This window comes from Pseudomonas sp. B21-015 (genome assembly GCF_024749285.1).
Classification (GTDB): domain Bacteria; phylum Pseudomonadota; class Gammaproteobacteria; order Pseudomonadales; family Pseudomonadaceae; genus Aquipseudomonas.
Map to the genome: position 1 here is coordinate 6147890 of NZ_CP087196.1, position 25430 is coordinate 6173319.

Sequence of the window (25430 nt, forward strand, 5' to 3'; positions counted from 1 at the left end):
TGGTTTGTGGTGGTTTCGAAGACTAATTGCCCCTGAACCCCACTCCAGTTATCACACAGCCCCAATTGGGCATTTTTTTTGCTGCGCATGGCGGGCATACTAGGCCGTCCCTTTCCCTGGTGTCGCCCGCCTCTATGCTTCGCGTCCTGATAGCCCTTGCCCTGACTTGCCTGCTCCAACCGGCCTTTGCCGACGAGCGCACGCAAACCCAACAACAGTTGGACGCCACGCGTCAGGACATTGCCGAGCTGAAAAAACTGCTGGGCAAGCTCCAGGAAGAAAAGTCCGGGGTGCAGAAAGATCTCAAAGGCACCGAAACCGAGATGGGCAAGCTCGAGAAGCAGGTCGAGGCGCTGCAAAAAGAGCTGAAGAAAAGCGAATCCGAGCTGCAGCGACTCGATGGTGAGAAAAAAAAACTCCAGAGCGCGCGCATTGAACAGCAACGACTGATCGCCATCCAGGCCCGCGCGGCCTATCAGAATGGCCGCCAGGAGTACCTGAAACTGCTGCTCAACCAGCAGAACCCGGAAAAATTCGCCCGCACCCTTACCTATTACGACTACCTGAGCCAGGCCCGCCTGGAGCAGCTGAAGAATTTCAACGAAACCCTGCGCCAACTGGCCAATGTCGAAAAAGACATCGGCCTGCAGCAAGCGCAATTGCTGGTGCAGAAAAGCAGCCTCGACAGCCAGCGCGACGAACTCGACAAGGTCCGCAAAGAGCGTCAGCAAGTCCTGGCCAAGCTCAACGACGACGTAAAGGCTCGCGATCAGAAACTGGCGACCCGCGAGCAGGATCAGGCAGACCTGTCTAAAGTCCTTAAAACCATTGAAGAAACCTTGGCCCGTCAGGCCCGAGAGGCAGAAGAAGCGCGGCAAAAAGCGCTGATCGCCCAGCAGGAAGCCGAAAAAAAGCGGTTACGTGAGGCTCAGGCTGAAGCAGATGCCACCGACGCCCCACGCAAACCCGCCAAATCGACACCCGGCGCACTGGTTTCAAGTTCAGGCGAGACCTTTGGCGGCCCCTTCGCTTCCACCCGCGGCAGACTTCCGTGGCCGGTTGATGGTCGACTGCTGGCGCGCTTCGGTGAAACCCGTGGCGACGATGCCCGCACCAAGTGGGATGGCGTGATGATCAGCGCCTCCGCCGGCAGCCAGGTGCATGCCGTTCACGGCGGCCGGGTAGTGTTTGCCGACTGGCTGCGTGGCGCCGGGTTGCTGGTGATTCTCGACCACGGCAACGGTTTTTTGAGCCTTTACGGTCACAACCAGACGCTGCTCAAGTCTGCGGGTGACGTGGTAAAAGCCGGTGAGTCCATCTCCACTGTCGGTAACAGTGGCGGGCAGGACACACCAGCGCTGTATTTCGCTATTCGTCAGCAGGGTCACCCGAGTGATCCAGCGCAATGGTGTCGTGCGCAAGGATAAGTACGCCATCTACTTCAGGAGTTCGTTCGACATGCTGTATTTGTCCCGCCTTACCTCGCTGGCCCTGACGATTGCCCTGGTGATCGGCGCGCCGCTGGCGTTTGCTGCTCAACCGACCCCGGCGGTCGCACCTGCCGGCACCGCCGCGACCACCAAGGCGCCATTGCCGCTGGACGAGTTGCGCACCTTTGCCGAGGTCATGGACCGGATCAAGGCAGCCTATGTAGAGCCGGTGGACGACAAGATCCTGCTGGAAAACGCTATCAAAGGCATGCTCAGCAACCTCGACCCGCACTCCGCCTACCTGGGCCCGGAAGACTTCGCTGAATTGCAGGAAAGCACCAGCGGCGAATTCGGCGGCCTGGGCATCGAAGTCGGCGCCGAAGACGGTTTCATCAAAGTGGTTTCGCCCATCGATGACACCCCGGCCTCCAAGGCTGGCATTCAGGCCGGCGACTTCATCGTCAAGATCAACGGCCAGCCGACTCGCGGCCAGAGCATGACCGAAGCCGTGGACAAGATGCGCGGCAAGATCGGCCAGAAAATCACCCTGACCCTGGTGCGCGACGGCGGCGCGCCGTTCGACGTGACCCTGGTCCGCGCCATCATTCAGGTGAAGAGCGTGAAGAGCCAACTGCTGGAGTCCGGCTACGGCTACATCCGCATCACCCAGTTCCAGGTCAAGACCGGCGAAGAAGTCTCCAAGGCCCTGGCCAAGTTGCGCAAGGACAACGGCAAGAAGCTCAGCGGCATCGTTCTCGACCTGCGTAACAACCCGGGCGGCGTGCTGCAATCGGCGGTGGAAGTGGTCGACCACTTCATCACCAAGGGCCTGATCGTCTACACCAAGGGCCGCATCGCCAACTCCGAACTGCGCTTCTCCGCCACCGGCAAGGACGAAAGCGAAGCCGTGCCAATGGTCGTGCTGATCAACGGTGGCAGCGCCTCGGCCTCGGAAATTGTCGCCGGCGCCCTGCAGGATCAGAAACGCGCGGTCGTCATGGGCACCACCAGTTTCGGCAAAGGCTCGGTCCAGACCGTGTTGCCACTGAACAACGAGCGCGCACTGAAAATCACCACGGCGCTGTACTACACGCCGAATGGCCGCTCGATTCAGGCTCAAGGCATCGTCCCGGACATCGAAGTGCGCAAGGCCAAGATCACCAACGAGCAGGACGGCGAGTACTTCAAGGAAGCCGACCTGCAAGGTCACCTGGGCAATGGCAACGGCGGCGCCGACAAACCGACTGGTTCTGCTGGCAAAGCCAAGGCCATGCCGCAGGATGACGATTACCAGTTGGCCCAGGCCCTGAGCCTACTCAAAGGACTGAGCATTACCCGCGGCCACTGAGATGCGCCTGCGGTTGCTCCTCGGTCTGTTGTGCAGCCTGGCGGGTGTTGCTCACGCGGCACCCTTCACGACAGCGACCACACCTCACAAGGCTTACCTGAGCCTGATCATCGATGACCTGGGGCAGAACCTGCCCCGGGATCGACGCGTACTGGCCCTGCCCGGCCCGGTCACCACGGCCATCATGCCGGATACGCCCCACGCCACCGAATTCGCCCGCGAAGCCCATCGTGCCGGCAAGACCGTCATCCTGCACATGCCCATGGACCCGGCCACCGGGCCGTTCGCCTGGCATCCCGAGTTGCCCATCGAAGAACTCGAAAAGCGCCTGAACGCGGCGTTCCAGGCTGTGCCGTATACCGCGGGCATCAACAACCACATGGGCAGCCGCATGACCGTTCAGCAACCGGCCATGGCCTGGCTGATGGCGGACTTGCAGCGGCGGCACAAGTTCTTTGTCGACAGTCGTACCAGCGCGCAAACCGTGGCAGCTGCCGAGGCGCAAAAAATTGGTCTGGCGAGCGTTTCGCGGGATGTGTTCCTGGATGACGAGCCCACTGAAGCCGCGATCTTCGCTCAGCTACAAACGGCTATCAGCCTGGCGCGCAAGCAGGGCTCGGCGGTGATGATCGGCCACCCTTATCCACAAACCCTGGCGGTGCTTGAGCGTGAATTGCCCAGGCTCAAGGCTCAAGGCATTGACTGGATCGATATCAAACAAATGATCAGCGTGCGCGGCAATCGTGCAACGGCAGCGCACGGCAAGGATGGCCAGTACCGCCTCCCGCTCGCCCGGTAATTCCTCGTAGCCCACTCCCTTTCGCGATAACTATTTATACCTGCCGGTACGCCGACCCGTGCCACGATATCGCTCACCCTGAATTTCATCACCAAGGAATGGATATGAAATACCTCAGCTTCTTTTGCTTCGCAGGCCTGATTGGCCTGCTGGCTATTTCCACAGTGCAGGCCCGCGACCTGGGCGAAGGCGCCGTCAACGACTCCCCTTCAAGAGCCCTGCAAAACAGTGAGCATCTTTATGAAATCTGGAGCGGTGTGGGACGACTCAGTCTCCAATCGGGCGAGACCTGCAGCGCCGTTCTACTGAATACGCGAAACAGGCAAGGCCGAGCCACTGGCCCTGCTTACCTGCTCACCAGCGGGCATTGCGTGTTCTTTCAGTACGGTTCGGCGCGGACCAATCTGCCTTTGAACGCCAGCGTCACCTTCCACTACTTTCATGACATGCCACAGCGTAAGCGCCGATACGCCATCCGCACTGCCCGATGGAGCAGCCTGGTCGGAACCGATCTTGCAGTACTGGAGGTCGACGCAACATTGGCGTCGCTGATACAGGCCGGGGTCAACCCGCTCAAGCTGGCGGCCCATCAAACCAACGAAAGTCATGATGCGCTTAACATTAGCGCGCCGAACGGCTTTACCGAACAAGGGCTTCGATTGAGCGCCTGCGCTGAACAAACCGCCGGAACGTTCATCGATCATCCCGGGGTGTTCCCTTTGGCCATGAAAAACAGCTGCGACCTTCACGCTGGCGGCTCCGGTAGCCCGATGCTGAACCGCCGCACCAATGAAATCACCGGCATCGTCAGTAAAATCGCGGTCTCGCGCAATACACCAGCGCCGCCCGACTGTGAGCACTCGACGTCTTGCAAGGCCGCCCGTTTCAACTACAGCTACTCAGCCAACTTTCTGCACAAGTGCTTTATAGACGGTGTATTCACCAGCAATGGATCGGACTGTTCGTTGGAGCCAGTCGAGCTGACTGTCACAGAGCCCTGGAAGCTCAAGTCATACGTTCATAGAACGCAAAACGCGGATGGACAAATCGTATTGCCTACGTGGGACTTCAGGTTCTCCCTCGAGGCGCCCTTCTATCGCTACAAAACGGTCCATAACGCCAGGGACTGCAAGGCTCCAAACAATTACAGTACCGCCATCAGCACTGAAGGTGCTTACATCAATACTGAAATCGGGCCACAAAGCGGCGCACATGCGCTCTGTATTATCGGTGTCGCCTCAGGGGAACAGCACCTGATAAGGGCGGCATTGAATAACGTATTTACAAGTGCCGTGTACTTGAGCGCGACACCGGACGCTACGCGTCAGACAACATTGAGGTAATTGCTACAAATAGCGCCCCATGATGTCGTCAACGACGCCTTCCTTGCGCAGTTGATCCAGCGCGGCTTGCAACTTGGCGACGGTTTCATCCGAAACGTCTTTATTCAACGCCAGGTACAACTCGGCGCTATTAAAGCGCAACACGGTCTTGAGCCCGTTCACGCCTTCCTGACGCGCCAGATAGCGACCTGCCGGGTCACCGGTGGCCCACAGGTCGATCTGGCCGTTAACCAGTTTTTTTGCGTTGTCCTGATCTCGCAGCACTACAATCGGTTTCAGCCCTTGCTTGGCCAGTGTCTCGGCAATTGCGTCGCCCTTGTAGGCACCAATCTTGTATTTGCGCGCCTGCGACAGCGACTCGAGGGTGATCTTGCTATCGGCCCTGGCCAGCATGATCCAGTCGTCTGGACCGATCGGACCGACCCACTTGAAGAGTTTCTCGCGGTCCGGCAACCGCGCCATCACGAACACGCCATAACCGGGGTTTTCCAGGGCGAGTTTGTAGATTCGCTCCCAAGGGAAGCGCAGCGTCAGGCTGTAAGTGATGTCGGCGCGCTTGAACATCTCGCGGACGATGTCCGCGGCAATGCCGTTGATGTTCTCGTCCTGAGCGAAGTTCTTGCCGTTTTTCGCCATGTTGTACGGCGGAAAATTTTCCGTCAGCAACACCAGGTCGGTGGCGGGACTTTCTTCGGCGCGGGCTCCATTGATGAGCAACAGAGAAGCGCTGGCGAGGACAAGAAGAAGAAGACGTTTAAGCATGTCGGGCTACCGGAATCCGTGGCGTGCTCAAGAGTGCCTTGAGCCCGCCATACTGTCCACTGGCCCGTACTGTTTAACGCATCACGATGCCGCGATGAGCCATGTAAGCCTTGGCTTCCTGCACGGTGTATTCGCCGAAGTGGAAAATACTCGCCGCCAACACCGCGCTGGCGTGGCCTTCGAGAATGCCGTCGGCCAAGTGCTGCAAGTTGCCGACACCGCCGGAAGCAATCACCGGAATCCCCAGCGCATCACTGATGGCGCGGGTGACGCCCAGGTCGAAGCCGTTTTTCATGCCGTCCTGGTCCATGCTGGTCAGCAGGATTTCACCGGCACCGAGGCCTTCCATCTTCTTTGCCCATTCAACAGCGTCGAGACCGGTAGGCTTGCGACCGCCATGGGTGAAGATTTCCCAGCGCGGTGGTTCGCCCGGACCAGAGACCTTCTTCGCGTCGATGGCGACGACGATGCACTGCGAGCCAAAATGCTGAGCCGCTTCGCCGACGAATTCCGGATTGAACACCGCAGCGGTGTTGATCGAGACCTTGTCCGCACCGGCATTGAGCAAGTTGCGAATATCCTGCACGGTACGCACGCCACCGCCCACGGTCAGCGGAATGAACACCTGGCTGGCCATGCGTTCGACGGTATGCAGCGTGGTGTCGCGGCCGTCGACGCTGGCGGTGATGTCGAGAAAGGTAATTTCGTCGGCACCCTGCTCGTCGTAACGACGGGCGATTTCCACCGGGTCGCCGGCGTCGCGAATGTTCTCGAACTTGACGCCCTTGACCACCCGGCCGTTATCCACGTCCAGGCAAGGGATGATGCGTTTGGCCAGCGCCATGGTCAGTCCTCAGCCTTTGTACGAATCGCAGAAAGCTTGCGCTTGCGCAACATCGAGGGTGCCTTCGTAAATCGCCCGCCCGGTGATCGCGCCGATGATGCCTGGCGCCTTGGCGTCGAGCAGCGACTTGATGTCACCCAGATTGTGGATACCGCCGGAAGCGATCACCGGGATCTTCGTCGCAGCGGCCAGGGCGGCGGTGTACGAAACGTTGCAGCCCTGCATCATGCCGTCTTTGGCGATGTCGGTATAAACGATCGCGGACACGCCGTCAGCTTCGAATTGCCTGGCCAGGTCGATCACCTGAACGGTGCTGATTTCAGCCCAGCCGTCGGTGGCGACAAAACCGTCTTTGGCGTCCAGACCGACAATAACCTTGCCCGGAAACGCACGGCAGGCTTCAGCCACGAAGGCCGGATCTTTCACGGCTTTGGTGCCGATGATCACGTAGCTCACGCCCGCTTTTACGTAGTGTTCAATGGTTTCCAGCGAGCGGATACCGCCGCCGATCTGAATCGGCAGGTTCGGGTAGCGTTTGGCGATGGCGGTGACCACTTCGCCGTTGACCGGCTGGCCTTCGAAGGCACCGTTCAGGTCGACCAGATGCAGACGGCGGCAACCGCCCTCCACCCACTTGGCAGCCATGCTCACCGGGTCATCGGAGAACACCGTGGAATCTTCCATGCGGCCCTGGCGCAGACGAACACAGGCACCGTCTTTGAGATCGATAGCGGGAATAATCAGCATCTGGCAAACCTTCAAATTCGAGTGTTCAGCTTCGCTCGGAAATCAGTTTTTCTCGAGCGCCCACAAGTCGCTTTCGATGCTTTCGAACCTCTCTTTGAGGTGCGTCTGCACATCGAAAATCGCCCTGTTGTAATAATGCGGAGCAATTTCGCGGGTAAACAGCTCAAGGATTTCAGCCGCTTCGAACGAACCCAGGTCCAGTTCGAAGCGGTCTTCCATGAAGCGTTTGATCTTGTGATTGGCCTCGCTCTCCTGTTCGGGAGTGAGGGTCAGGATCGGCGGCTTGCCCTTCTTGACGGCCATTTACCAGCGACCATCCCACGCGGCGAAGTTCTGCAGCAATTGCAGGCCATGGGTGTGGCTCTTCTCCGGGTGGAACTGCACGGCGAAACGCGAACCGTCGGCCAGCGCGGCGGCGAAATCGACCCCGTAGTGACCACTACCCACCACCTGCCGCGCATTGCCGGCAGCGATGTAGTAGCTGTGCACGAAGTAGAAACGCGCCAGGTCCGGAATGTTGTGCCACAGCGGGTGAGCCACCGTCTGCTTCACTTCGTTCCAGCCCATGTGCGGCACTTTCAGGTGCTCGCCGTCTTCGTGCAGATCCTTGCCAAAGAACTTCACCTGGCCTGGAAACAGGCCGATGCAATCGACGCCGTCGTTTTCTTCGCTGCTGTCGAGCAAGGCTTGCATGCCCACGCAAATGCCGAGGAACGGACGGTCCTGGCTGACTTCACGCACCAGCGAGTCGAAGCCCAGGCGACGGATCTCCGCCATGCAATCGCGAATCGCGCCGACGCCGGGGAATACCACCCGGTCGGCTTCGCGAATCACATCGGCATCGCTGGTGATCAGCACCTTGCCGGCACCGACGTGCTCGAGGGCCTTGGCCACCGAGTGCAGGTTGCCCATGCCGTAATCGATAACCGCGACCGTCTGCATTACAGAACGCCTTTGGTCGACGGCATCTGACCGGCCATGCGGTCATCCAGCTCTACCGCCATGCGCAGTGCGCGGCCGAAAGCCTTGAACACGGTTTCGATCTGGTGGTGAGTGTTGGTGCCGCGCAGGTTGTCGATGTGCAGGCTGACGAGCGCGTGGTTGACGAAGCCCTGGAAGAATTCCTGGAACAGGTCAACGTCGAAGCCGCCAACGGTGGCACGGGTGTAGGGGACGTGCATCTGCAGGCCAGGACGGCCGGAGAAGTCAATCACCACACGCGACAGCGCTTCATCGAGCGGCACGTAGGCGTGGCCGTAGCGACGGATGCCTTTCTTGTCGCCGATTGCTTTGGCGAAGGCTTGACCCAGGGTAATACCGACGTCTTCCACCGTGTGGTGGTCGTCGATATGCAGGTCGCCCTTGCTGACAATATCCAGGTCGATCAGCCCGTGACGGGCGATCTGGTCCAGCATGTGCTCAAGAAAAGGTACGCCGATATCAAATCGGGCCTTTCCGGTGCCATCCAGGTTGATCGAGGCTTTGATCTGGGTTTCCAGAGTGTCGCGCTCGACAGACGCCATACGTTCGGCCATCACCAGCTCCGCAAAATCATTGGGGCGAAAAAGGCAGCCATTATAGGGGCGCGGGCGCTAAACAGAAACATGAGAGGTGATATCACTGACGGAGTGAACCCCTGCTGTTGGGGATATACATGTCAGTACAAGCGTGCGAATCAAATTCTGCGGTCGCGGAAAACAAATGTGGGAGCGAGCCTGCTCGCGATAGGGCCATCACATTCAACATCTATGTTGACTGTCAGACCGCTATCGCGAGCAGGCTCGCTCCCACAGGGATGATGCGTTTACTTAATGAAACAGGACCGCTGTTTTCTGCAGGGTCACCCAAACACCCCACGCCAACGGAATACCCACCACCAGCCATGCCGCCACTGCCAAAGGCTTGGTGCCTGCATCCGCTTTCCACTCCAGCACGGTGCTAGCGTCAGCACCTTTGTCGTGGCCCAGCGCCTGTTCGGCAGCCAGTTCAGCGTCGGTCATGAAGTACTTGTCGGCCACCGGACGCACCAGCAGGTTGCAGATGAAACCCAGCACCAGCAGGCCCGCGAGGATGTACAAGGTGATGTCGTAAGCCGCTGCGCGCTCAACACCGATGCTCAGCTGATATTCTCGCAGGTAGTTCACCAACACCGGACCCAATACACCCGCTGCCGCCCAGGCCGTCAGCAGACGACCGTGGATCGCGCCGACCATTTGCGTACCGAACAGGTCCGCCAGATAAGCCGGCACCGTCGCAAAACCACCGCCGTACATCGACAGAATGATGCAGAACGCCGCCACGAACAGCGCAACGCTGCCCAAGTGACCGAGGTTCGGAATCAGCGAGTACAAGGCGAAACCCAGGGCGAAGAACACAAAGTAGGTGTTTTTGCGGCCCAGGTAGTCCGAGAACGAAGCCCAGAAGAACCGGCCACCGATGTTGAACAGGCTCAGCAAACCGGTGAAGCCGGCAGCGATTGCAGCGATCGAAGCCAGTTGCGAAGCGTCCAACTGACCGAACTTCAGGTCGTTGCCGAGCAGTTTACCGGCGAACACTTCCTGCAACAGCGGCGAAGCCATGCCGAGGATGCCGATACCTGCCGAAACGTTCAGGCACAGCACCAGCCACACCAGACGGAATTGCGGGGTCTTCCACGCCACATTCACATGGACGTGACGGTGAGTGATCATCGCGTTCGAGGCTTTTTTCGCCGGCGCCGTCCAGCCTTCAGGCTTCCAGCCGGTTGGCGGGACGCGGTAGGACAGCGCGCCACCGATCATGAACACGAAGTAGATCGCGGCCATCACCAGGAAGCTCTGCCATACGCCCACGCTGGTTGGCGAAGCGAAGTGGCCCATCAGTGCAGTAGCCAGCGGAGCACCGACCATCGCCCCGCCACCGAAACCCATGATTGCCATGCCGGTTGCCATGCCGCGCTTGTCCGGGAACCACTTGATCAGGGTCGAGACCGGCGAGATGTAACCCAGGCCCAGGCCGATACCGCCAATGACCCCGGAGCCGATCCACATCAGCCAGATCTGGTGGGTATAAACCCCCAGCGCTGAAATCAACAGACCGCCACACCAGCACAGAGCCGATACAACACCGGCCTTGCGAGGACCTGCGTGCTCCAGCCAGCCGCCCCAGATCGCTGCCGAGCAGCCGAGGAAGATGAAGAACAGAGTGTAGATCCAGCCGAGCATCGAGATCGGCCAGTCGCATTGAGACGAAAAGACCTGAGCGATAAAGCTCATGTCCGGCGCGCAAGTCACGGCTTTGGTGACGCCCAGGGCTTTGGACAGTGGCAACCAGAACACCGAAAATCCGTAGGCCATGCCGATGCACAGGTGGATGGCCAGAGCGGCCGGTGGAACCAGCCAACGGTTAAAACCGGGCTTGGCGATGATGCGTTCCTTGGACAGGAACGCGGGCTGGCCGGCAAAGCCGTCCGCCGTGATGCTCGTAGTCATGGTGTATCCCCCAATTTTTAGTATGGTTCGCCAGCCGCTCTTCGCCCCCAGCCTTTATGCACGCAGGCATGACTGTTTTTTAGGTGAAGCTCCATTTTGGTGCGACATCACGTCGCAGTAAGGACGGACGAACGGGCAGAGGTTACCATTTGCACGTGACAGAAAAACCAAAGTGATATCACCTTTTTGTAAGTCGTCTGTTCTCGTACAACTGCAACAATTTGTTTTCACGCGATTACTTTCAAGGGAGGCACCATGCCGATCATTGTCGAGCTGCTGAACCAGGCCACTTATCAGGATCAGCAAGATCTTCAGAAGATCTACCGCGACGCCCCGGACTGGCTGTTCGCGCCCTTCACAGGGGATACCGAGCTGATCGAAAGCTGCCTGCGGGACGGTTCGCTGATCGCCGGACGCTTCAACGATCGGTTGCTGGGCGCGGCACGTTTGCAACGGCACCACGACGTCTGGCATTTGTCCCAATTATGCGTACGAAAAATCACCCGTCGTCGTGGTGTTGCCGAGCGCCTGGTGAACGAAGCGCAAAAAATGGCGTCGCAATCGGGCGCGACGTTGCACCTGCTGGCACCCGCCGGGCACCTGGAAGCCCAAGCGCTGGCGGCTAAGCTGAACGTGCCGCTGGATGTGCTCCCAACGTGATCGCTGACCGGTCAGCCACTTCGGAGCGCTATACTCCCCGGCTAAATTTCGAATTCGACTAATACAAGGACTCGCCCATGAAAGCGTTCGGCAAAATCCTGGGTCTGGTACTTCTCGGGCTGTTGCTGATCATTGTGGCGCTGGGCTTTGCCCTGACCCACCTCTTCGATCCCAACGACTATAAAGACGAGATTCGCCAGATTGCCCGCGACAAGGCCCACATCGAGCTGACGCTCAATGGCGATATCGGCTGGAGCCTGTTTCCGTGGCTGGGCCTGGAATTGCACGAAGCCAGTGTGGCGACCCTCGCCAAGCCCACCGAACCGTTCGCAGACTTGCAGATGCTCGGCCTATCGGTTCGCGTGATTCCGCTGCTGCGCCGTGAAGTGCAGATGAGCGATGTACGCGTCGAAGGCCTTAACCTGCGCCTGAACCGTGACAAGGACGGCCACGGTAACTGGGAAGACATCGGCAAGATTCCGGCACCTGCCACTGCGACGACCTCAGCCACGCCAGGCGCCACTACCGGCGAACCTGCGCCAACGACTACCGCACAGGCAGAAAAGCCGACTCAGCCGATCCGCCTGGACATCGACAGCCTGACCGTCAACAACGCCCGCGTTGAATACAGTGACGAGAAAACCGGCAAGCAGTTCAGCGCCGAAAGTATCCAGCTGAGTACTGGCCCGGTACATGACTCGACCAACATCCCGATCAAACTCACCGCGTTTCTGGGCACCAACCAACCGGTTCTGCGGGTGCGGACCGAACTGGCCGGCGAGTTGCGTTTCGAGCGTGCGCTGCAGCGCTACAAATTCGAAGACATGAAACTCTCCGGTGAAGTCTCCGGCGATCCGCTGCAGGGCAAAACCATGACCTTCGCCGCTCAAGGTCAGCTGCTGCTGGACAAGGCTGCCAACGTCGCCGAATGGACCGGCATCAAGATCTCCGCCAACCAGCTGCGCGCCTTGGGTGAACTGAAGGCCAACGACCTCGACAAGATTCCGCAAATCAGCGGTGGCCTGTCGATTGCCCAATTCGATCTGGCGAAATTCGTCGACAGCATCGGCCAGAAACTCCCGGCGATGGCCGAGGGCAGCCTGAGCAAAGTCGAGCTGTCCAGCCATATCGCTGCCACGCCGACCAGTTTGTCGCTCGATAACATCAACCTGAAACTCGACGACAGCAACTTCAGCGGCCGTATCGCGGTTGAAGACTTTTCCAAGCAATCGCTGCGGGCAAACCTCAAGGCTGACACCTTCAATGTCGACCGTTACCTGCCGCCAAAATCCGCCGAAGCCAACAGCGCGACGCAGGTGCGCAAAGCCGAAGTGGCCAGCACCGAGGCCGATGCCCTGGCCGGCGCCGGCAGCACACCGCTGCCGCCATCACCGACCAAAGGCCCGTGGAGCACCGAACGCCTGTTGCCGGTTGAGCGCCTGAGCAAACTCGACGTGGACGTCGACCTGACCTTCGGCCAACTGACCCTCGACAAATTGCCGATTCAGAACGCAGTGCTGAAGGCTACTGGCCAGGACGGCCTGCTGACCCTGAAGAACCTGCGCGGCGATCTGTACGACGGCAACTTCGAAGCCAAGGGCACCCTGGACGTGCGCCAGCCAGTGCCGGCACTGAACATGCAGACACGCATCAGCAAAGTACCCTTGGAAAAAATCCTCGAAAGTCAGGGGAAAAATCCACCGGTCAAAGGCCTGGTTACGCTCGACAGCGCCCTGACAGGCAGCGGCAATAGCCAGAGCGCGCTGGTCGACAGCCTCAACGGCAACGCCAGTTTCGTCATCAGTAACGGCGTGTTGCTCAATGCCAACCTCGAACAGCAACTGTGCAAGGGTATCGCCACCCTGAATCGCAAAACCCTCAGCGGCGAACCGCGGGGCAAGGACACACCGTTCGAGGAGCTCAAGGGCAACCTGACGTTCCGCAACGGCGTGGCCAGCAACCCGGACCTGAAAGTGCGCATCCCGGGCATGACCGTCAACGGCAACGGCGACATCGACCTGCGGGTGCTGGGCATGGATTACCGCGTCGGCATCATCGTCGAAGGCGACAAGAGCGATATGCCGGACCCGGCCTGCCAGGTCGGCGAGCGCTACGTCGGCATCGAGTGGCCGCTGCGCTGCCGTGGCCCGCTGGAACTGGGCGCCAAGGCTTGCCGCCTCGACAACGAACGCATGGGACAAGTCGCCAGCAAACTGGCCGGCGAGCGGATCAGCGAAAAAATCGACGAGAAGCTTGGCGATAAAGTCAGCCCGGAACTGAAAAACGCGCTCAAGGGGCTGTTCAAGCGATGAGAGCCGAGCAGTTTTCAACGGCGGTGCTGGATTGGTACGACCGCCACGGTCGCCATGACTTACCGTGGCAACAGGGCATCACTCCCTACCGGGTGTGGGTCTCGGAAATCATGTTGCAGCAGACCCAGGTCAGCACTGTGCTGAACTACTTCGACCGCTTCATGGCCTCGCTGCCAACCGTCGAAGCCTTGGCCGCCGCGCCGGAAGACGAAGTGCTGCACTTGTGGACCGGCCTCGGTTACTACACCCGCGCGCGCAATTTGCAGAAGACCGCGAAGATTGTCGTCGCTGAATATGGCGGCGAGTTTCCCCGTGATGTGGAAAAACTCACCGATCTGCCGGGTATTGGCCTGTCCACGGCCGGCGCGATTGCCAGCCTGAGCATGGGCATCCGCGCACCGATCCTCGACGGCAACGTCAAACGGGTGCTGGCGCGCTTTACCGCACAAGAGGGTTATCCAGGCGAGCCGAAGGTCGCCAAACAGCTGTGGGCCAACGCTGAGCGCTTTACACCGTACGATCGGGTCAACGCCTACACCCAGGCGATGATGGACCTGGGCGCCACGCTCTGCACCCGCAGCAAACCGAGCTGCCTGCTCTGCCCACTGGAAAAGGGCTGCGAAGCGCACATGCTTGGCCTGGAAACCCGCTACCCGATCCCCAAGCCGCGCAAAGCCGTGCCACAGAAGCGCACGCTGATGCCGATGCTCGCCAATGGCGAAGGCGCGATTCTGCTTTACCGTCGCCCTTCCACGGGCCTGTGGGGCGGTCTCTGGAGCCTGCCGGAACTCGATGACCTCGACGACCTGCAACACCTGGCTTCGCAGCACTCGCTGGAACTGGGCAGCCAACAGGCGTTGCCGAGCCTGGTGCATACCTTCAGCCACTTTCAGTTATCCATCGAACCCTGGCTGGTCCAGGTCCAGGAGGTCGGCCATCACGTGGCCGAGGCCGACTGGCTCTGGTATAACCTCGCCACCCCGCCGCGCCTGGGCCTTGCCGCCCCGGTCAAAACCTTGCTCGAACGCGCGGCCGCCGTATTGAACGCAGGAGAGTCGTCATGACCCGCACCATCATGTGCCGCAAGTACAAAGAAGAATTGCCCGCCCTGGAGCGCGCTCCATTTCCGGGAGCAAAAGGTCAGGACATTTTTGACCACGTTTCGGCCAAGGCCTGGGCCGACTGGCAAAAACACCAGACCCTGCTGATCAACGAAAAACGCCTGAACATGATGAACGCCGAAGACCGCAAATATCTTCAGGGCGAGATGGACAAGTTCTTTTCCGGCGAGGAATACGCCAAGGCCGAAGGCTACGTTCCACCTGCTCAATAATTGATCAAAATCCGGGGTCGGCGCGTAAGCGACGGTAATAATTAAATATTTTTTGAAAACTTGCTTGACGACCCCCTGAAAAACCCGTTTAATGCGCCCCGTTGCCCAGATAGCTCAGTCGGTAGAGCAGGGGATTGAAAATCCCCGTGTCGGCGGTTCGATTCCGTCTCTGGGCACCAAATACCGAAAACCCTGAATCGCAAGATTCAGGGTTTTTTTATGCCTGCGATTTGATCAGACATCGCGCAAGCCACCTCTCCTGACTAGTTTTCGCCGCCCCAGTGGAAAACCAGGTTGCGAGCAGCACCACTGCCTACATCCGTTGTATCACGCCGCACCTCACCCTTGTGCGTGGCGACGACAGTGTACTTGCCGGCAGGCAGCTGAACGTATAACAACGGCCCAGCCCCACTCAGTGTCAGCACTGTTTGCCCTGCGGCTTTCTGGATGACCACTTCCACATCCGGGATGTATTCATCCTGAGGCCCGGTGGAGAAGGTCATGTGCAGGTTGTAACCCTTGGTTTGCTGAATGGCTTTAGCCTCGTCCTCTCCGATCCCACCGGATACGTAGGCAATCCCGTTTTGCTGTTGCTGCTGGACTTGCACGGCTGAGCTGTCGATCGGTTCAAGACTGGCGGCGTTAAGCACGGCTGGAAACATCAGTACGCCGACAGCGGCGATGGGCAGCATGAATGAATGGACGTACTTCATGGTGGCGACTCCCGGGTTGCACAGAACCCAATCGTTACTCCTTTTAGATTTGTTGCTGAATGCTCAAGTTTTAGATCGATTCGAACTTGGGCTCACTGCGAATCGGACTACACGATGTACTCCTCAAGCATGGGCAGCGGTCGGCCCGGTCCTGCAAGATGAGTCCGATATTTCCTTCCGGTTTACCAGCTGCGCCCGGCATCGCCGACTAATGCTCTCTTGCCATCCTCTTGCACCTGTTTCCTTCAGCCGCGGAAGATGTCATGAACCCTCTCAAACCCGATAACACCCAAGATCCACAAATAACTTCACTGCTCGGCAATCTTGGCGAGTTGATCCGTGAGGCACGTCAGAAGGTGCTGCGGGCGGTCGATACCGTTCAGGTGCAAACCTGCTGGCAGATCGGGCGGCATATTGTGGAGTTCGAGCAGGAAGGTGCTCGTCGGGCAGCTTATGGCAAGCAGCTGCTATCGACGCTGGCCAAAGTCCTTACTTCCGAATTTGGAAAAGGTTTTGATGAACGCAACCTGCGATACATGCGGGACTTTTATCAGACCTTTCCAATTTGGAACGCAGTGCGTTCCGAATTGAGCTGGACCCACTACCGCAGACTGCTGCGAGTCGACAACGAGAACGCTCGTCACTGGTACATGAACGAATCAGCTATTCAGAACTGGTCAAGCCGCGCCCTTGAGCGTCAGATCAACACCCTCTACTACGAACGCCTGCTGGCGAGCCGCGACCGGGCTGCCGTCAAGCAGGAAGCCGCCACCAACATCCAGCAAATGAACGCCAACCCTCGGGATTTCATCCGGGACCCCATGCTACTGGAGTTTCTCGGCCTGCCCAATGCAGGCCTGGTTCAGGAAAGCGAACTCGAACAAGCGCTGATTGATCAGCTTCAGGGCTTCCTGCTCGAACTGGGCAAAGGCTTCGCCTTCATCGCTCGCCAGCAACGCATCAGTACCGAGAGCAAAGACTTCTACATCGATCTGGTGTTCTACAACTACCTGCTCAAATGCTTCGTCATCTTCGACCTCAAGCGCGGCGTACTGACCCACCAGGATGTCGGCCAGATGGACATGTACGTGCGCATGTACGACGACCTCAAGCGCGGACCGGCGGATGGTCCCACCGTCGGCCTCATTCTCTGCGCGCAAAAAGATGAATCGGTGGTGCGCTATTCAGTGCTGCAAGGCAACGAACAACTGTTCGCCAGTACCTACAGACTGGTGCTGCCGAGCGAGGAGGAACTTCGCACAGAGCTGGATCGGGAATGGGCGGTGCTTGAGGAGCGGTTACTCAAGCAGAGGCCTCGATAAGCACGGGTGGATTGTTCATGAACGGCGTGAAGACTATGGTGGTTGGCTAGTCGCAAAGGTTCAAAGCCGATGAATTTGCAGGACATGCCCTCACTGGCCCCGACTCAACTCGAGTTGCCGTTACCCACCCGCACACCCGGTGAATCTTTCAAGGAGCCCGCCGCCGACGGCTTCCTCCTCGGCGGCTTCACCTGGCGGCATGTCCATCAAGACCCAACCCGTGCGGTGGTGATCATCAACGCCGCTACCTCAGTCCGCTGCCGGCATTACTCGCGCTTCGCCGATTACCTGTTCGCCAATGGCTTCGACGTGATCACTTATGACTACCGCGGCATCGGCGAGTCGCGTCCCGCATCGCTGAAAGGGCTTGAGGCCTCATGGTCCGACTGGGGCGCGCTGGATTTCGAGGCGATGCTGCAAAGGGCGCAACGCGAGTTTGCGGAACAACCCGTCGATGTTGTCGGCCACAGCTTCGGCGGTTGCGCGGCCGGGCTGGGAGCCTCTGGGCATGTGATCCGACGCCTGGTGACGGTGGGCGCGCAGTTCGCTTACTGGCGAGACTATGCCCCCGCCCATCGTTGGCGGATGTTTGCCAAGTGGCACGTGGCGATGCCGTTGATGACCATGATTTACGGCTACTTCCCCGGCAAACGTCTGGGCTGGCTCGAAGACACGCCAGCGGGTGTCGTCCGCGACTGGAGCATGCCCGCCGCCCGATATGAGAAACGCCCCAGCGGTCGCGTCATCCACGCCAAAAGCGGCCAGCTGCCGTTCGGGAATGTCACTGCACAAACCCTGGCCATCAGCCTCAGCGACGATCCCTATGGCACGATTGCGGCCATCGAACGCCTGCTCGACTACTTCACCGGCAGTACAAACACCCACCTGCGAATCGCCCCCGAAGACATCGGCGAAGAAGAAGTCGGACATTTCGCCTTTTTTCGCAGCGCATGCCAAGCCACACTATGGCCCATTGCATTGTCCTGGCTGCAAACCGGCGAGCTGGCCCCCGATACTCCCGGGCGGCGAGTGCCACGCAGTTGATTGATGCGCCCTCCCAACGAATTACGGAACGACGCCCATGGCCTCCGCCAACAAGCAGAACAAACGCGCCTCCCGCGCCAAAGCCAAGGCCAAGCAGAACCGCACCCAGCGGGCCGCCGCACCGGTCGAGCTGGACCCGAACGACGATCGCATCGACTTCGAATCGGTGGACCTGACCGAGCTGTTCAAAAAAATGATCGACGCCGAAAAAACCAGCCAGCAAGCGATGTGCGCAACCTTCCTCGAAGACCCGCTGCTGGAACTGGTGTATGAGCAGGAAGGCGAAGAAGGCGCGATGGACTTCATCCTCGCGGCACTGATCGAATACCGCCAATGGTCCACCGAGACCGACGAAGCCGGCGCCCTGGCGTGGATCGAATCCCCGGCCTTCCAGGCTGATTACGTGGCGGCGTCCGACGCCATCGCGGCCCAAACCCAACAGAAAACCAACTGAGCTCCCATGGCATCCCTGAACAAGCAACAGAAACGCGCCAAACGCGCAAAGGCCAAAGCCAAGCAAATCAATATCCACGGCAGAAAACCCGCCGCACTGGACGATGATCTGGGCGAACCCGGCGAGCCGATCCCGGAATACACCCTGGCGATGTTCAGCAAAATGCGGGACGCCGAAGCCACCAGCCGCAACGACATGCTGCTGACCCTGCTGTCGAACCTTGCCGGGATCATCAGCGACCACCCAGAACTGCTGGACATGGAAAACGCCGACAACGAAGCCATGGCCGCCACGCACCTGGCCGCCGACATGCTGATCGACTACCGCATGTGGGCCGATGGCATGGACCGCGACGCCGCCCAGGCCTGGCTGACCGATCCGCAATTCATCACCGACTTTGGCGATGCGCTGGACAGCTATCGTCAGTCGCTGGATGCGCAGGAAGAAAAGAGCGAGTAAACACCCCCTTCAGAAACAAAAACGGCCGCTTGTCATCACTGACAGCGGCCGTTTTGCGTCACGCGGTATGAATCAGTTCAGCACCACCGCGCCCACTTTCTGCAGCTTGCGACGGCGAGCCACAAACAACCCGGCAGCCACTACCAACACACTCAGCAAGCCAGTTGCGAGAATTTCCACGCGATGGGCGTCCTGGAACAGCATGATGGTCAGGGCCGCGACGATGAATACGATCACCGCATAGGTCAGGCCCGGGAACAGCCACATGCTGAAGGCGATTTTTTCACCGCGAGCCATACGCTGTTTGCGCATACGCAGCTGCGAAATCGCGATCACCAGGTACACCAGCAACGCGATGGCGCCGGAGCTGGCCAGCAGGAATTCGAATACAGCGGCCGGGGCCACGTAGTTGGCGAACACTGCAAGGAACGCAGCTGCGGTCGACAGCATCACGGCCCAGTAAGGTGTGCCGCTGCTGTTGGTGCGCTGGGAAACAGCCGGCGCATCGCCGCGTTTGCCCAACGAGAACATCATGCGCGAAGCGGTGTAGAGCGCCGAGTTCAAGCAGCTGGTTACCGCAACCAGAACCACGATATCGACGATCAGCTTGGCATTCGGGATGCCCATGCGCTCCAGCACAGTCTGGTAGGAACCGACGCTGGCAAGAATCGGGTCATTCCATGGCACCAAGGCCACAACGATGAAGATGGACACGAGGTAGAACAATCCAATCCGCCAGATGACCGAGTTGGTCGCCTTGGAAATCTGCTGGCCAGGGTTCTTCGATTCCGCGGCCGCGATGGTCACGATCTCGGTGCCCATGAAGGAAAACATGGTGGTCAGGATGGCACCCAACACCGCGCCCATGCCGTTTGGCAGGAAGCCTTGAGTGTCAAACAGGTGCGACACGCCGCTGACCTGGCTGGTTGGCAGCAAGCCAAAGATCGCCAGAATGCCAAGACCGATAAAGCCGATGATCGCCACGACTTTGACCAGGGCGAACCAGAACTCGAACTCTCCATAGTTCTTCACGCTGAACAGGTTGGTCACCGTTAGCAGCAACGTGATGACCAAGGTGAAAGCCCAGATCGCCACATTCGGGAACCAGGCATGCAGAATAGTCGCGGCGGCGTTAGCCTCCAGCGGAATGACCAAAACCCAGAACCACCAGTAAAGCCAGCCGATGGTGAAACCGGCCCAGTGACCGATCGCGCGATCGGCGTACGTCGAGAAGGAGCCGGTGTCTGGCGATGCAACAGCCATCTCGCCGAGCATTCGCATGACCAGAACTACCAAAGCACCGGCGGCGGCGTAGGCCAACAGCACAGCCGGGCCTGCAGCAGCGATGGCATGACCGGAGCCAACGAACAGCCCGGCGCCGATAACCCCGGCGATCGACAGCATGGTCACATGACGCGGTTTGAGCCCCTGTTCGAGGCCATTGGAGGAGCTTTGGCTACTACTCATTAAGACTACCTTTGCAAGGAAAGCGATGACGTCGGCCCGGTCTGACATTCCTTCTCGTAAAAAGAATCCAACAGGGCGTTTCTTATTCTGCACGCAATAATTGCGCCAAAATGTTTCATTCGCCCGGAAAACGGGGCCTGCGCATTGATCGAGCAGCCTTCGCAAGTCATTGAGATTAATGGCATTTCGCCAGAGCGTTACCCTGCCACCCACCTTAAGAACGAATCAGCACACCGGAAACACACCAAAAAATGCAGACACGCACAATAAAAGTGCAGATCAGGAACGTTTGGCCGGTTAGCGCTTCCAACACCCCGCCAAAGCTGGCAACATCGCGCCTTTTTTTACGCGACAGTCGCGCCAAAGCTTGTTCAAACGGCTGTTCGGTTGTTGATGGGGCGACAGTCTGCTGTACCGATGCGACAACCTGCCACAGGCCATCCGTTTACTGTCCGTAGCGCTGTTGGCTGCCATCCGAACGCTATGCTAGCTTGGCCGCCTCGCCAGGAAGGCCGCCAACAGCAGGAGCGCAACACACTATGAGGAACGCACATGGCCGAGGCCACGCCCGCGCTTGAAATCCGCAACTTGCACAAACGCTACGGACAGCTTGAGGTGCTCAAAGGCATCTCGTTGACCGCCCGCGACGGCGACGTGATCTCGATCCTGGGTTCCTCCGGTTCCGGCAAGTCCACGTTCCTGCGTTGCATCAACCTGTTGGAAAACCCGCATCAGGGTCAGATCCTGGTGGCCGGCGAAGAACTCAAACTCAAAGCCGCCAAGAATGGCGAACTGGTCGCTGCCGACGGCAAACAGATCAATCGCCTGCGCAGCGAGATCGGTTTTGTATTTCAAAACTTTAATCTCTGGCCGCACATGAGCGTGCTCGACAACATCATCGAAGCTCCGCGCCGCGTGCTCGGCCAGAGCAAGGCCGAAGCCATTGAAGTTGCCGAAGCCCTGCTGGCCAAGGTCGGCATCGCTGACAAGCGCCACGCCTACCCCGCGCAACTCTCCGGCGGCCAACAGCAGCGCGCGGCCATCGCCCGCACCCTGGCGATGCAGCCCAAGGTGATCCTGTTCGACGAGCCCACCTCCGCCCTTGACCCGGAAATGGTTCAGGAAGTACTTAATGTCATCCGCGCATTGGCCGAAGAAGGCCGCACCATGCTGCTCGTGACCCATGAAATGGGCTTCGCCCGTCAGGTTTCCAGCGAAGTGGTGTTCCTCCACCAGGGCCTGGTAGAAGAACAAGGATCGCCGCAGCAGGTGTTTGAAAACCCGCTTTCTGCGCGCTGCAAACAATTCATGTCCAGCAACCGCTAACGGAGCTACCCGCATGCAGAACTACAAAAAAATCTTCCTGGCCGCTGCTGTCACCCTGGCCTTCAGCGCCGGCGCCGTCGCCGAGACCTTGAAGATGGGCATCGAAGCGGCCTACCCGCCGTTCAACAACAAAGATGCCAGTGGCAATGTCGTCGGCTTCGACAAAGATATCGGCGATGCCCTGTGCGCCAAGATGAAAGTCGAGTGCAGCGTGGTTACGTCCGACTGGGACGGCATCATCCCGGCGCTGAACGCCAAGAAGTTCGACTTCCTGATCTCCTCGATGTCGATCACCGACGAGCGCAAGCAAGCGGTGGACTTCACCGCACCGTACTACTCCAACAAGCTGCAGTTCATCGCGCCGAAAAACGTCGACTTCAAAACCGACAAGGCTTCGTTGCAAGGCAAGGTGATCGGCGCCCAACGCGCGACCCTGGCCGGCACCTGGCTGGAAGACAACATGGAAGGCGTTGAAGTCAAACTCTACGACACCCAGGAAAACGCCTACCTGGACCTGACTTCAGGTCGTCTGGACGGCATCCTGGCCGACAAGTACGTCAACTATGAGTGGCTGAAAAGCGACGCCGGCCGGGCTTACGAATTCAAGGGCGACCCGGTGGAAGAAAGCGACAAGATCGGTATCGCCGTTCGCAAGAACGACCCTATCCGCGAGAAGCTGGACGCTGCGCTAAAAGAAATCGTCGCTGACGGCACCTACAAAAAGATCAACGACAAGTACTTCCCGTTCAGCATCTATTGATTCTGACCTGCCTGACCGGCGCCGTTCGCTGACGGCGCCAGTCCTTGGCATTGCCTGCCGCGATTTGAAAAGAAATCCATGATTATCGATCTCTACGGATTCGGCCCGGCGCTCGCCGCTGGTGCGCTGATGACTGTGAAACTGGCACTCTCGGCCTTGTGCCTGGGGCTGGTGCTCGGTCTGCTCGGCGCCTTGGCCAAGACTTCCCCGTACAAGCCGTTGCAATGGCTTGGCGGCACTTATTCAACGCTGGTTCGCGGTATCCCGGAATTGCTCTGGGTGCTGTTGATCTACTTCGGCACAGTCAACCTGATGCGTGCGCTGGGTGAGTTCTTCGGCAATCCCGACCTCGAACTCAACGCCTTCGCCGCCGGCGTGATTGCGCTGGGGCTGTGCTTCGGCGCCTACGCCACAGAAGTGTTTCGCGGTGCGATTCTGGCGATCCCCAAAGGTCATCGTGAAGCCGGCGTGGCCTTGGGTCTGTCGAAATTTCGCATCTTCACCCGGTTGATCATGCCGCAGATGTGGCGCATCGCCCTGCCCGGCTTGGGCAACCTGTTCATGATTCTGATGAAAGACACCGCGCTGGTGTCGGTCATCGGCCTGGAAGAAATCATGCGTCACGCGCAAATCGGCGTGACCGTGTCCAAGCAACCGTTCACCTTCTATATGGTGGCCGCCTTCATGTACCTGGGCCTGACCATTCTGGCCATGACCGGCATGCACTTTATGGAGCGACGCGCCGCTCGCGGCTTCGCAAGGAGCACCCAATGAACTGGGAAGTCATCATCAAGTGGCTGCCGAAACTGGCTCAGGGCGCGACGCTGACCCTGGAACTGGTGGCCATCGCCGTGATCGCCGGGTTGCTGCTGGCAATTCCGCTGGGCATCGCTCGCTCGTCGCGACTCTGGTACGTGCGAGCATTCCCCTACGGCTACATCTTCTTTTTCCGTGGCACGCCGTTGCTGGTTCAGCTGTTCCTGGTCTATTACGGCCTGGCGCAGTTCGACGCGGTGCGAAACAGCTCGATGTGGCCGTACCTGCGCGATCCGTTCTGGTGCGCCACCGCGACCATGACCCTGCACACCGCAGCCTACATCGCCGAGATCCTGCGCGGCGCGATCCAGGCGATTCCACCGGGCGAGATCGAAGCGGCCCGAGCGCTGGGCATGTCCAGGGCTAAAGCGCTGTTCTACATCATGCTGCCCCGTGCTGCGCGCATCGGCCTGCCGGCGTACAGCAACGAAGTGATCCTGATGCTCAAGGCCAGCGCCCTGGCCAGCACCGTGACCCTGCTGGAACTGACCGGCATGGCCCGCACCATCATTGCCCGCACCTACCTGCCGGTGGAGATTTTCTTCGCCGCGGGCATGTTCTATCTGTTGATGGCTTACGTGCTGGTACGCGGCTTCAAGCTGCTGGAACGCTGGCTGCGCGTCGATGCCTGCCAAGGGCGTTGATGCCTCCTACGTGCTGACGGGCGAGGCCCTGCCCGCCCGTTTCACTGCGCTGGATGCTTTTCTGACCGAGCATCAGGCGCTGTGGAAACCCCGACCGTTTACTCATCTGCAATTGCCCTGGGAAGCGTCCTACCCGGAATTGGCTCAATGGCTACGCGGGCGGTCGCTGGAGGATGCGGAAAACAGTCATAACCAACCGTGTTTGCTCGATGCGCCGGAGCCGTTTGCTTCATTGGCGGCGATGTCTCTTGAGCTGAGCGCAGTGGCTGAATTGCCGGCTCATGCACTCGAAGCGGCGGGCCATCGGTTGAATGTCGATGTACCAGGGCGCAAATGGCAGCAAATTGAAGCGTTTTCCGCTTGTTTGCAGTTTGCTCACGCGCCGACACATTGGCTGGATTGGTGTTCGGGCAAAGGCCATTTGGGGCGACGCCTGCTGCAAGCCGGGCAACAACTGACCTGCCTGGAATACGACCCGGCGCTGGTCGCCAGCGGCCAGGCACTCAGCCAGCGTCATCAGTTGCATGCACTGCATGTCGAGCAGGATGTACTCGCGCCTGGCGCAGCCTCTTTATTGAACGCCAATCACACGCCGGTCGCGCTGCACGCCTGCGGTGATCTGCATGTGCGGCTGATCCAGCTCGCCAGCGCCGTCGGTTGCAAACAACTGGCCATCGCACCGTGCTGCTACAACCGGATCAGTCTGAACACCTATCAGCCGCTTTCCGGTGCGGCTGAGCGCTCCGACCTACACCTTTCCCTCGATGATCTTGCGCTGCCAATGAGCGAAACCGTCACCGCCGGCGCTCGTGTCCGACGCCAGCGCGACACCTCCATGGCCCGGCGCCTGGCGTTCGACCTGCTGCAACGGCAACTGCGTGGCGTCGACGAATACCTGCCGACCCCTTCCCTGCCCAGCGCCTGGCTGGACAAACCTTTCGCCGATTACTGCTGCGATCTGGCCGCACTCAAAGACTTATCCACAGTCGGCACGCCAGATTGGGCCTCGCTGGAAGCCGCCGGGTGGCAGCGATTGGCCGAAGTACGCAATCTGGAGCTGCTGCGAGGCCTTTTCCGACGGCCGCTGGAGCTGTGGCTGGTACTTGATCGAGCACTTTTCCTCATTCAGCAGGGTTACACCGTTCGTCTCGGCACCTTCTGTGAAACTCCACTCACGCCGCGCAATTTCCTACTCCTTGCAGAACGTCCTTAAACAGCCACGACCTGTGGATAACTCTGTTGATGGAATTATCATGGATCCAATATCCACGCTGTTTTATGCCCTAAACACTGCTGGTCATTTTTTGTTCACACAAATAAAAAACCCGCAAAACAGGCATTTGCGGACAAATGAGAACGAGTCTACAAAATCGTAAT

At 59.2% G+C, this 25430-nt stretch carries 26 protein-coding genes and 1 tRNA gene; 18 read left to right on the top strand and 9 right to left on the bottom strand.

Features of this window, described 5'->3' with window-relative positions; all coding sequences use genetic code 11:
- Window positions 1–134: 134 nt before the first annotated feature.
- The 4 genes from LOY38_RS27970 (at window position 135) to LOY38_RS27985 (ending at window position 4920) form a co-directional block, all read left to right on the top strand.
- Complete coding sequence (locus LOY38_RS27970) at window positions 135–1427, top strand: murein hydrolase activator EnvC (RefSeq protein WP_258697991.1); 1293 nt, start codon at window positions 135–137, stop codon at window positions 1425–1427.
- 31 nt (window positions 1428–1458) lie between these two features.
- Complete coding sequence (locus LOY38_RS27975) at window positions 1459–2778, top strand: S41 family peptidase (RefSeq protein WP_258700804.1); 1320 nt, start codon at window positions 1459–1461, stop codon at window positions 2776–2778.
- Window position 2779: 1 nt separating this feature from the next.
- Window positions 2780–3577 carry a divergent polysaccharide deacetylase family protein gene (locus LOY38_RS27980; protein ID WP_258697992.1) on the top strand — a complete coding sequence of 266 codons (798 nt, stop codon included), beginning with the start codon at window positions 2780–2782 and terminating at the stop codon, window positions 3575–3577.
- 104 nt (window positions 3578–3681) lie between these two features.
- Window positions 3682–4920, top strand: coding sequence for a serine protease (locus LOY38_RS27985; RefSeq protein ID WP_258697993.1), 1239 nt, complete (start codon window positions 3682–3684; stop codon window positions 4918–4920).
- Window positions 4921–4923: 3 nt separating this feature from the next.
- Here LOY38_RS27985 and LOY38_RS27990 read toward each other — a convergent pair whose 3' ends face one another.
- The 7 genes from LOY38_RS27990 to LOY38_RS28020 all read right to left on the bottom strand — a co-directional run bounded on the left by LOY38_RS27990 (window position 4924) and on the right by LOY38_RS28020 (window position 10743).
- On the bottom strand, window positions 4924–5682 hold the full coding sequence (locus LOY38_RS27990) for an ABC transporter substrate-binding protein (RefSeq protein WP_258697994.1): 759 nt from the start codon (window positions 5680–5682) through the stop codon (window positions 4924–4926).
- 73 nt (window positions 5683–5755) lie between these two features.
- Window positions 5756–6526, bottom strand: coding sequence for an imidazole glycerol phosphate synthase subunit HisF (gene hisF / locus LOY38_RS27995; RefSeq protein ID WP_018929212.1), 771 nt, complete (start codon window positions 6524–6526; stop codon window positions 5756–5758).
- A gap of 9 nt (window positions 6527–6535) precedes the next feature.
- Entirely contained in the window at window positions 6536–7273 is a 738-nt protein-coding gene (hisA, locus tag LOY38_RS28000; protein ID WP_223488524.1) for a 1-(5-phosphoribosyl)-5-[(5-phosphoribosylamino)methylideneamino]imidazole-4-carboxamide isomerase, read from the bottom strand.
- A 42-nt stretch (window positions 7274–7315) separates the two neighbouring features.
- Window positions 7316–7576, bottom strand: a complete 261-nt coding sequence (locus LOY38_RS28005; protein WP_223488525.1) for a DUF2164 domain-containing protein — start codon at window positions 7574–7576, stop codon at window positions 7316–7318.
- Complete coding sequence (gene hisH / locus LOY38_RS28010) at window positions 7577–8215, bottom strand: imidazole glycerol phosphate synthase subunit HisH (RefSeq protein ID WP_258697995.1); 639 nt, start codon at window positions 8213–8215, stop codon at window positions 7577–7579. It lies immediately after the preceding gene.
- Window positions 8215–8808, bottom strand: coding sequence for an imidazoleglycerol-phosphate dehydratase HisB (hisB, locus tag LOY38_RS28015; RefSeq protein WP_007897437.1), 594 nt, complete (start codon window positions 8806–8808; stop codon window positions 8215–8217). Before hisB ends, hisH begins: the two co-directional genes overlap by 1 nt.
- 273 nt (window positions 8809–9081) lie before the next feature.
- Entirely contained in the window at window positions 9082–10743 is a 1662-nt protein-coding gene (locus LOY38_RS28020; RefSeq protein ID WP_258697996.1) for an OFA family MFS transporter, read from the bottom strand.
- 255 nt (window positions 10744–10998) lie between these two features.
- On the opposite strand from LOY38_RS28020, the gene LOY38_RS28025 reads away from it, so the two are divergent.
- From LOY38_RS28025 to LOY38_RS28045, 5 genes are all read left to right on the top strand, one after another.
- Window positions 10999–11403, top strand: coding sequence for a PanM family protein (locus LOY38_RS28025; RefSeq protein WP_258697997.1), 405 nt, complete (start codon window positions 10999–11001; stop codon window positions 11401–11403).
- 77 nt (window positions 11404–11480) lie between these two features.
- Entirely contained in the window at window positions 11481–13715 is a 2235-nt protein-coding gene (locus tag LOY38_RS28030; RefSeq protein WP_258697998.1) for an AsmA family protein, read from the top strand.
- The gene (gene mutY, locus LOY38_RS28035) at window positions 13712–14779 is read left to right on the top strand and encodes an A/G-specific adenine glycosylase (protein WP_258697999.1); all 1068 of its coding nucleotides are present in this window, start codon (window positions 13712–13714) and stop codon (window positions 14777–14779) included. Before LOY38_RS28030 ends, mutY begins: the two co-directional genes overlap by 4 nt.
- Window positions 14776–15048, top strand: coding sequence for an oxidative damage protection protein (locus LOY38_RS28040; RefSeq protein ID WP_007939458.1), 273 nt, complete (start codon window positions 14776–14778; stop codon window positions 15046–15048). Before mutY ends, LOY38_RS28040 begins: the two co-directional genes overlap by 4 nt.
- A gap of 103 nt (window positions 15049–15151) precedes the next feature.
- A tRNA-Phe gene (locus LOY38_RS28045) sits at window positions 15152–15227 on the top strand.
- A gap of 84 nt (window positions 15228–15311) precedes the next feature.
- On the opposite strand, the gene LOY38_RS28050 is transcribed toward LOY38_RS28045, so the two are convergent.
- A complete protein-coding gene (locus tag LOY38_RS28050; protein WP_258698000.1) occupies window positions 15312–15761 on the bottom strand; it encodes a carboxypeptidase regulatory-like domain-containing protein in 450 nt (149 codons plus the stop codon).
- Between the two features lie 263 nt (window positions 15762–16024).
- Between LOY38_RS28050 and LOY38_RS28055 the strand changes: the two genes are divergently transcribed.
- From LOY38_RS28055 to LOY38_RS28070, 4 genes are all read left to right on the top strand, one after another.
- Window positions 16025–17083 carry a YhcG family protein gene (locus tag LOY38_RS28055; RefSeq protein WP_258698001.1) on the top strand — a complete coding sequence of 353 codons (1059 nt, stop codon included), beginning with the start codon at window positions 16025–16027 and terminating at the stop codon, window positions 17081–17083.
- 69 nt (window positions 17084–17152) lie between these two features.
- The gene (locus LOY38_RS28060) at window positions 17153–18127 is read left to right on the top strand and encodes an alpha/beta fold hydrolase (RefSeq protein WP_258698002.1); all 975 of its coding nucleotides are present in this window, start codon (window positions 17153–17155) and stop codon (window positions 18125–18127) included.
- Between the two features lie 37 nt (window positions 18128–18164).
- Window positions 18165–18581 (top strand): hypothetical protein, encoded by a 417-nt coding sequence (locus LOY38_RS28065; RefSeq protein ID WP_258698003.1) that lies wholly within the window; start codon window positions 18165–18167, stop codon window positions 18579–18581.
- 6 nt (window positions 18582–18587) lie between these two features.
- A complete protein-coding gene (locus LOY38_RS28070; RefSeq protein ID WP_258698004.1) occupies window positions 18588–19040 on the top strand; it encodes a hypothetical protein in 453 nt (150 codons plus the stop codon).
- A gap of 72 nt (window positions 19041–19112) precedes the next feature.
- Here the strand turns inward: LOY38_RS28070 and gabP are convergent, their stop codons facing one another.
- Window positions 19113–20507, bottom strand: coding sequence for a GABA permease (gene gabP / locus LOY38_RS28075; RefSeq protein WP_258698005.1), 1395 nt, complete (start codon window positions 20505–20507; stop codon window positions 19113–19115).
- A gap of 552 nt (window positions 20508–21059) precedes the next feature.
- Here gabP and LOY38_RS28080 point away from each other — a divergent pair.
- From LOY38_RS28080 to LOY38_RS28100, 5 genes are all read left to right on the top strand, one after another.
- A complete protein-coding gene (locus LOY38_RS28080; RefSeq protein ID WP_007897462.1) occupies window positions 21060–21833 on the top strand; it encodes an ABC transporter ATP-binding protein in 774 nt (257 codons plus the stop codon).
- Between the two features lie 13 nt (window positions 21834–21846).
- Window positions 21847–22593, top strand: coding sequence for an ABC transporter substrate-binding protein (locus LOY38_RS28085; protein WP_258698006.1), 747 nt, complete (start codon window positions 21847–21849; stop codon window positions 22591–22593).
- A gap of 78 nt (window positions 22594–22671) precedes the next feature.
- Window positions 22672–23367, top strand: a complete 696-nt coding sequence (locus tag LOY38_RS28090) for an ABC transporter permease (RefSeq protein WP_223488539.1) — start codon at window positions 22672–22674, stop codon at window positions 23365–23367.
- Complete coding sequence (locus LOY38_RS28095) at window positions 23364–24053, top strand: ABC transporter permease (protein ID WP_007897471.1); 690 nt, start codon at window positions 23364–23366, stop codon at window positions 24051–24053. The genes LOY38_RS28090 and LOY38_RS28095 overlap by 4 nt, the downstream gene beginning before the upstream one ends.
- Entirely contained in the window at window positions 24034–25266 is a 1233-nt protein-coding gene (locus tag LOY38_RS28100; RefSeq protein ID WP_258698007.1) for an SAM-dependent methyltransferase, read from the top strand. The genes LOY38_RS28095 and LOY38_RS28100 overlap by 20 nt, the downstream gene beginning before the upstream one ends.
- Window positions 25267–25430 lie beyond the last annotated feature (164 nt).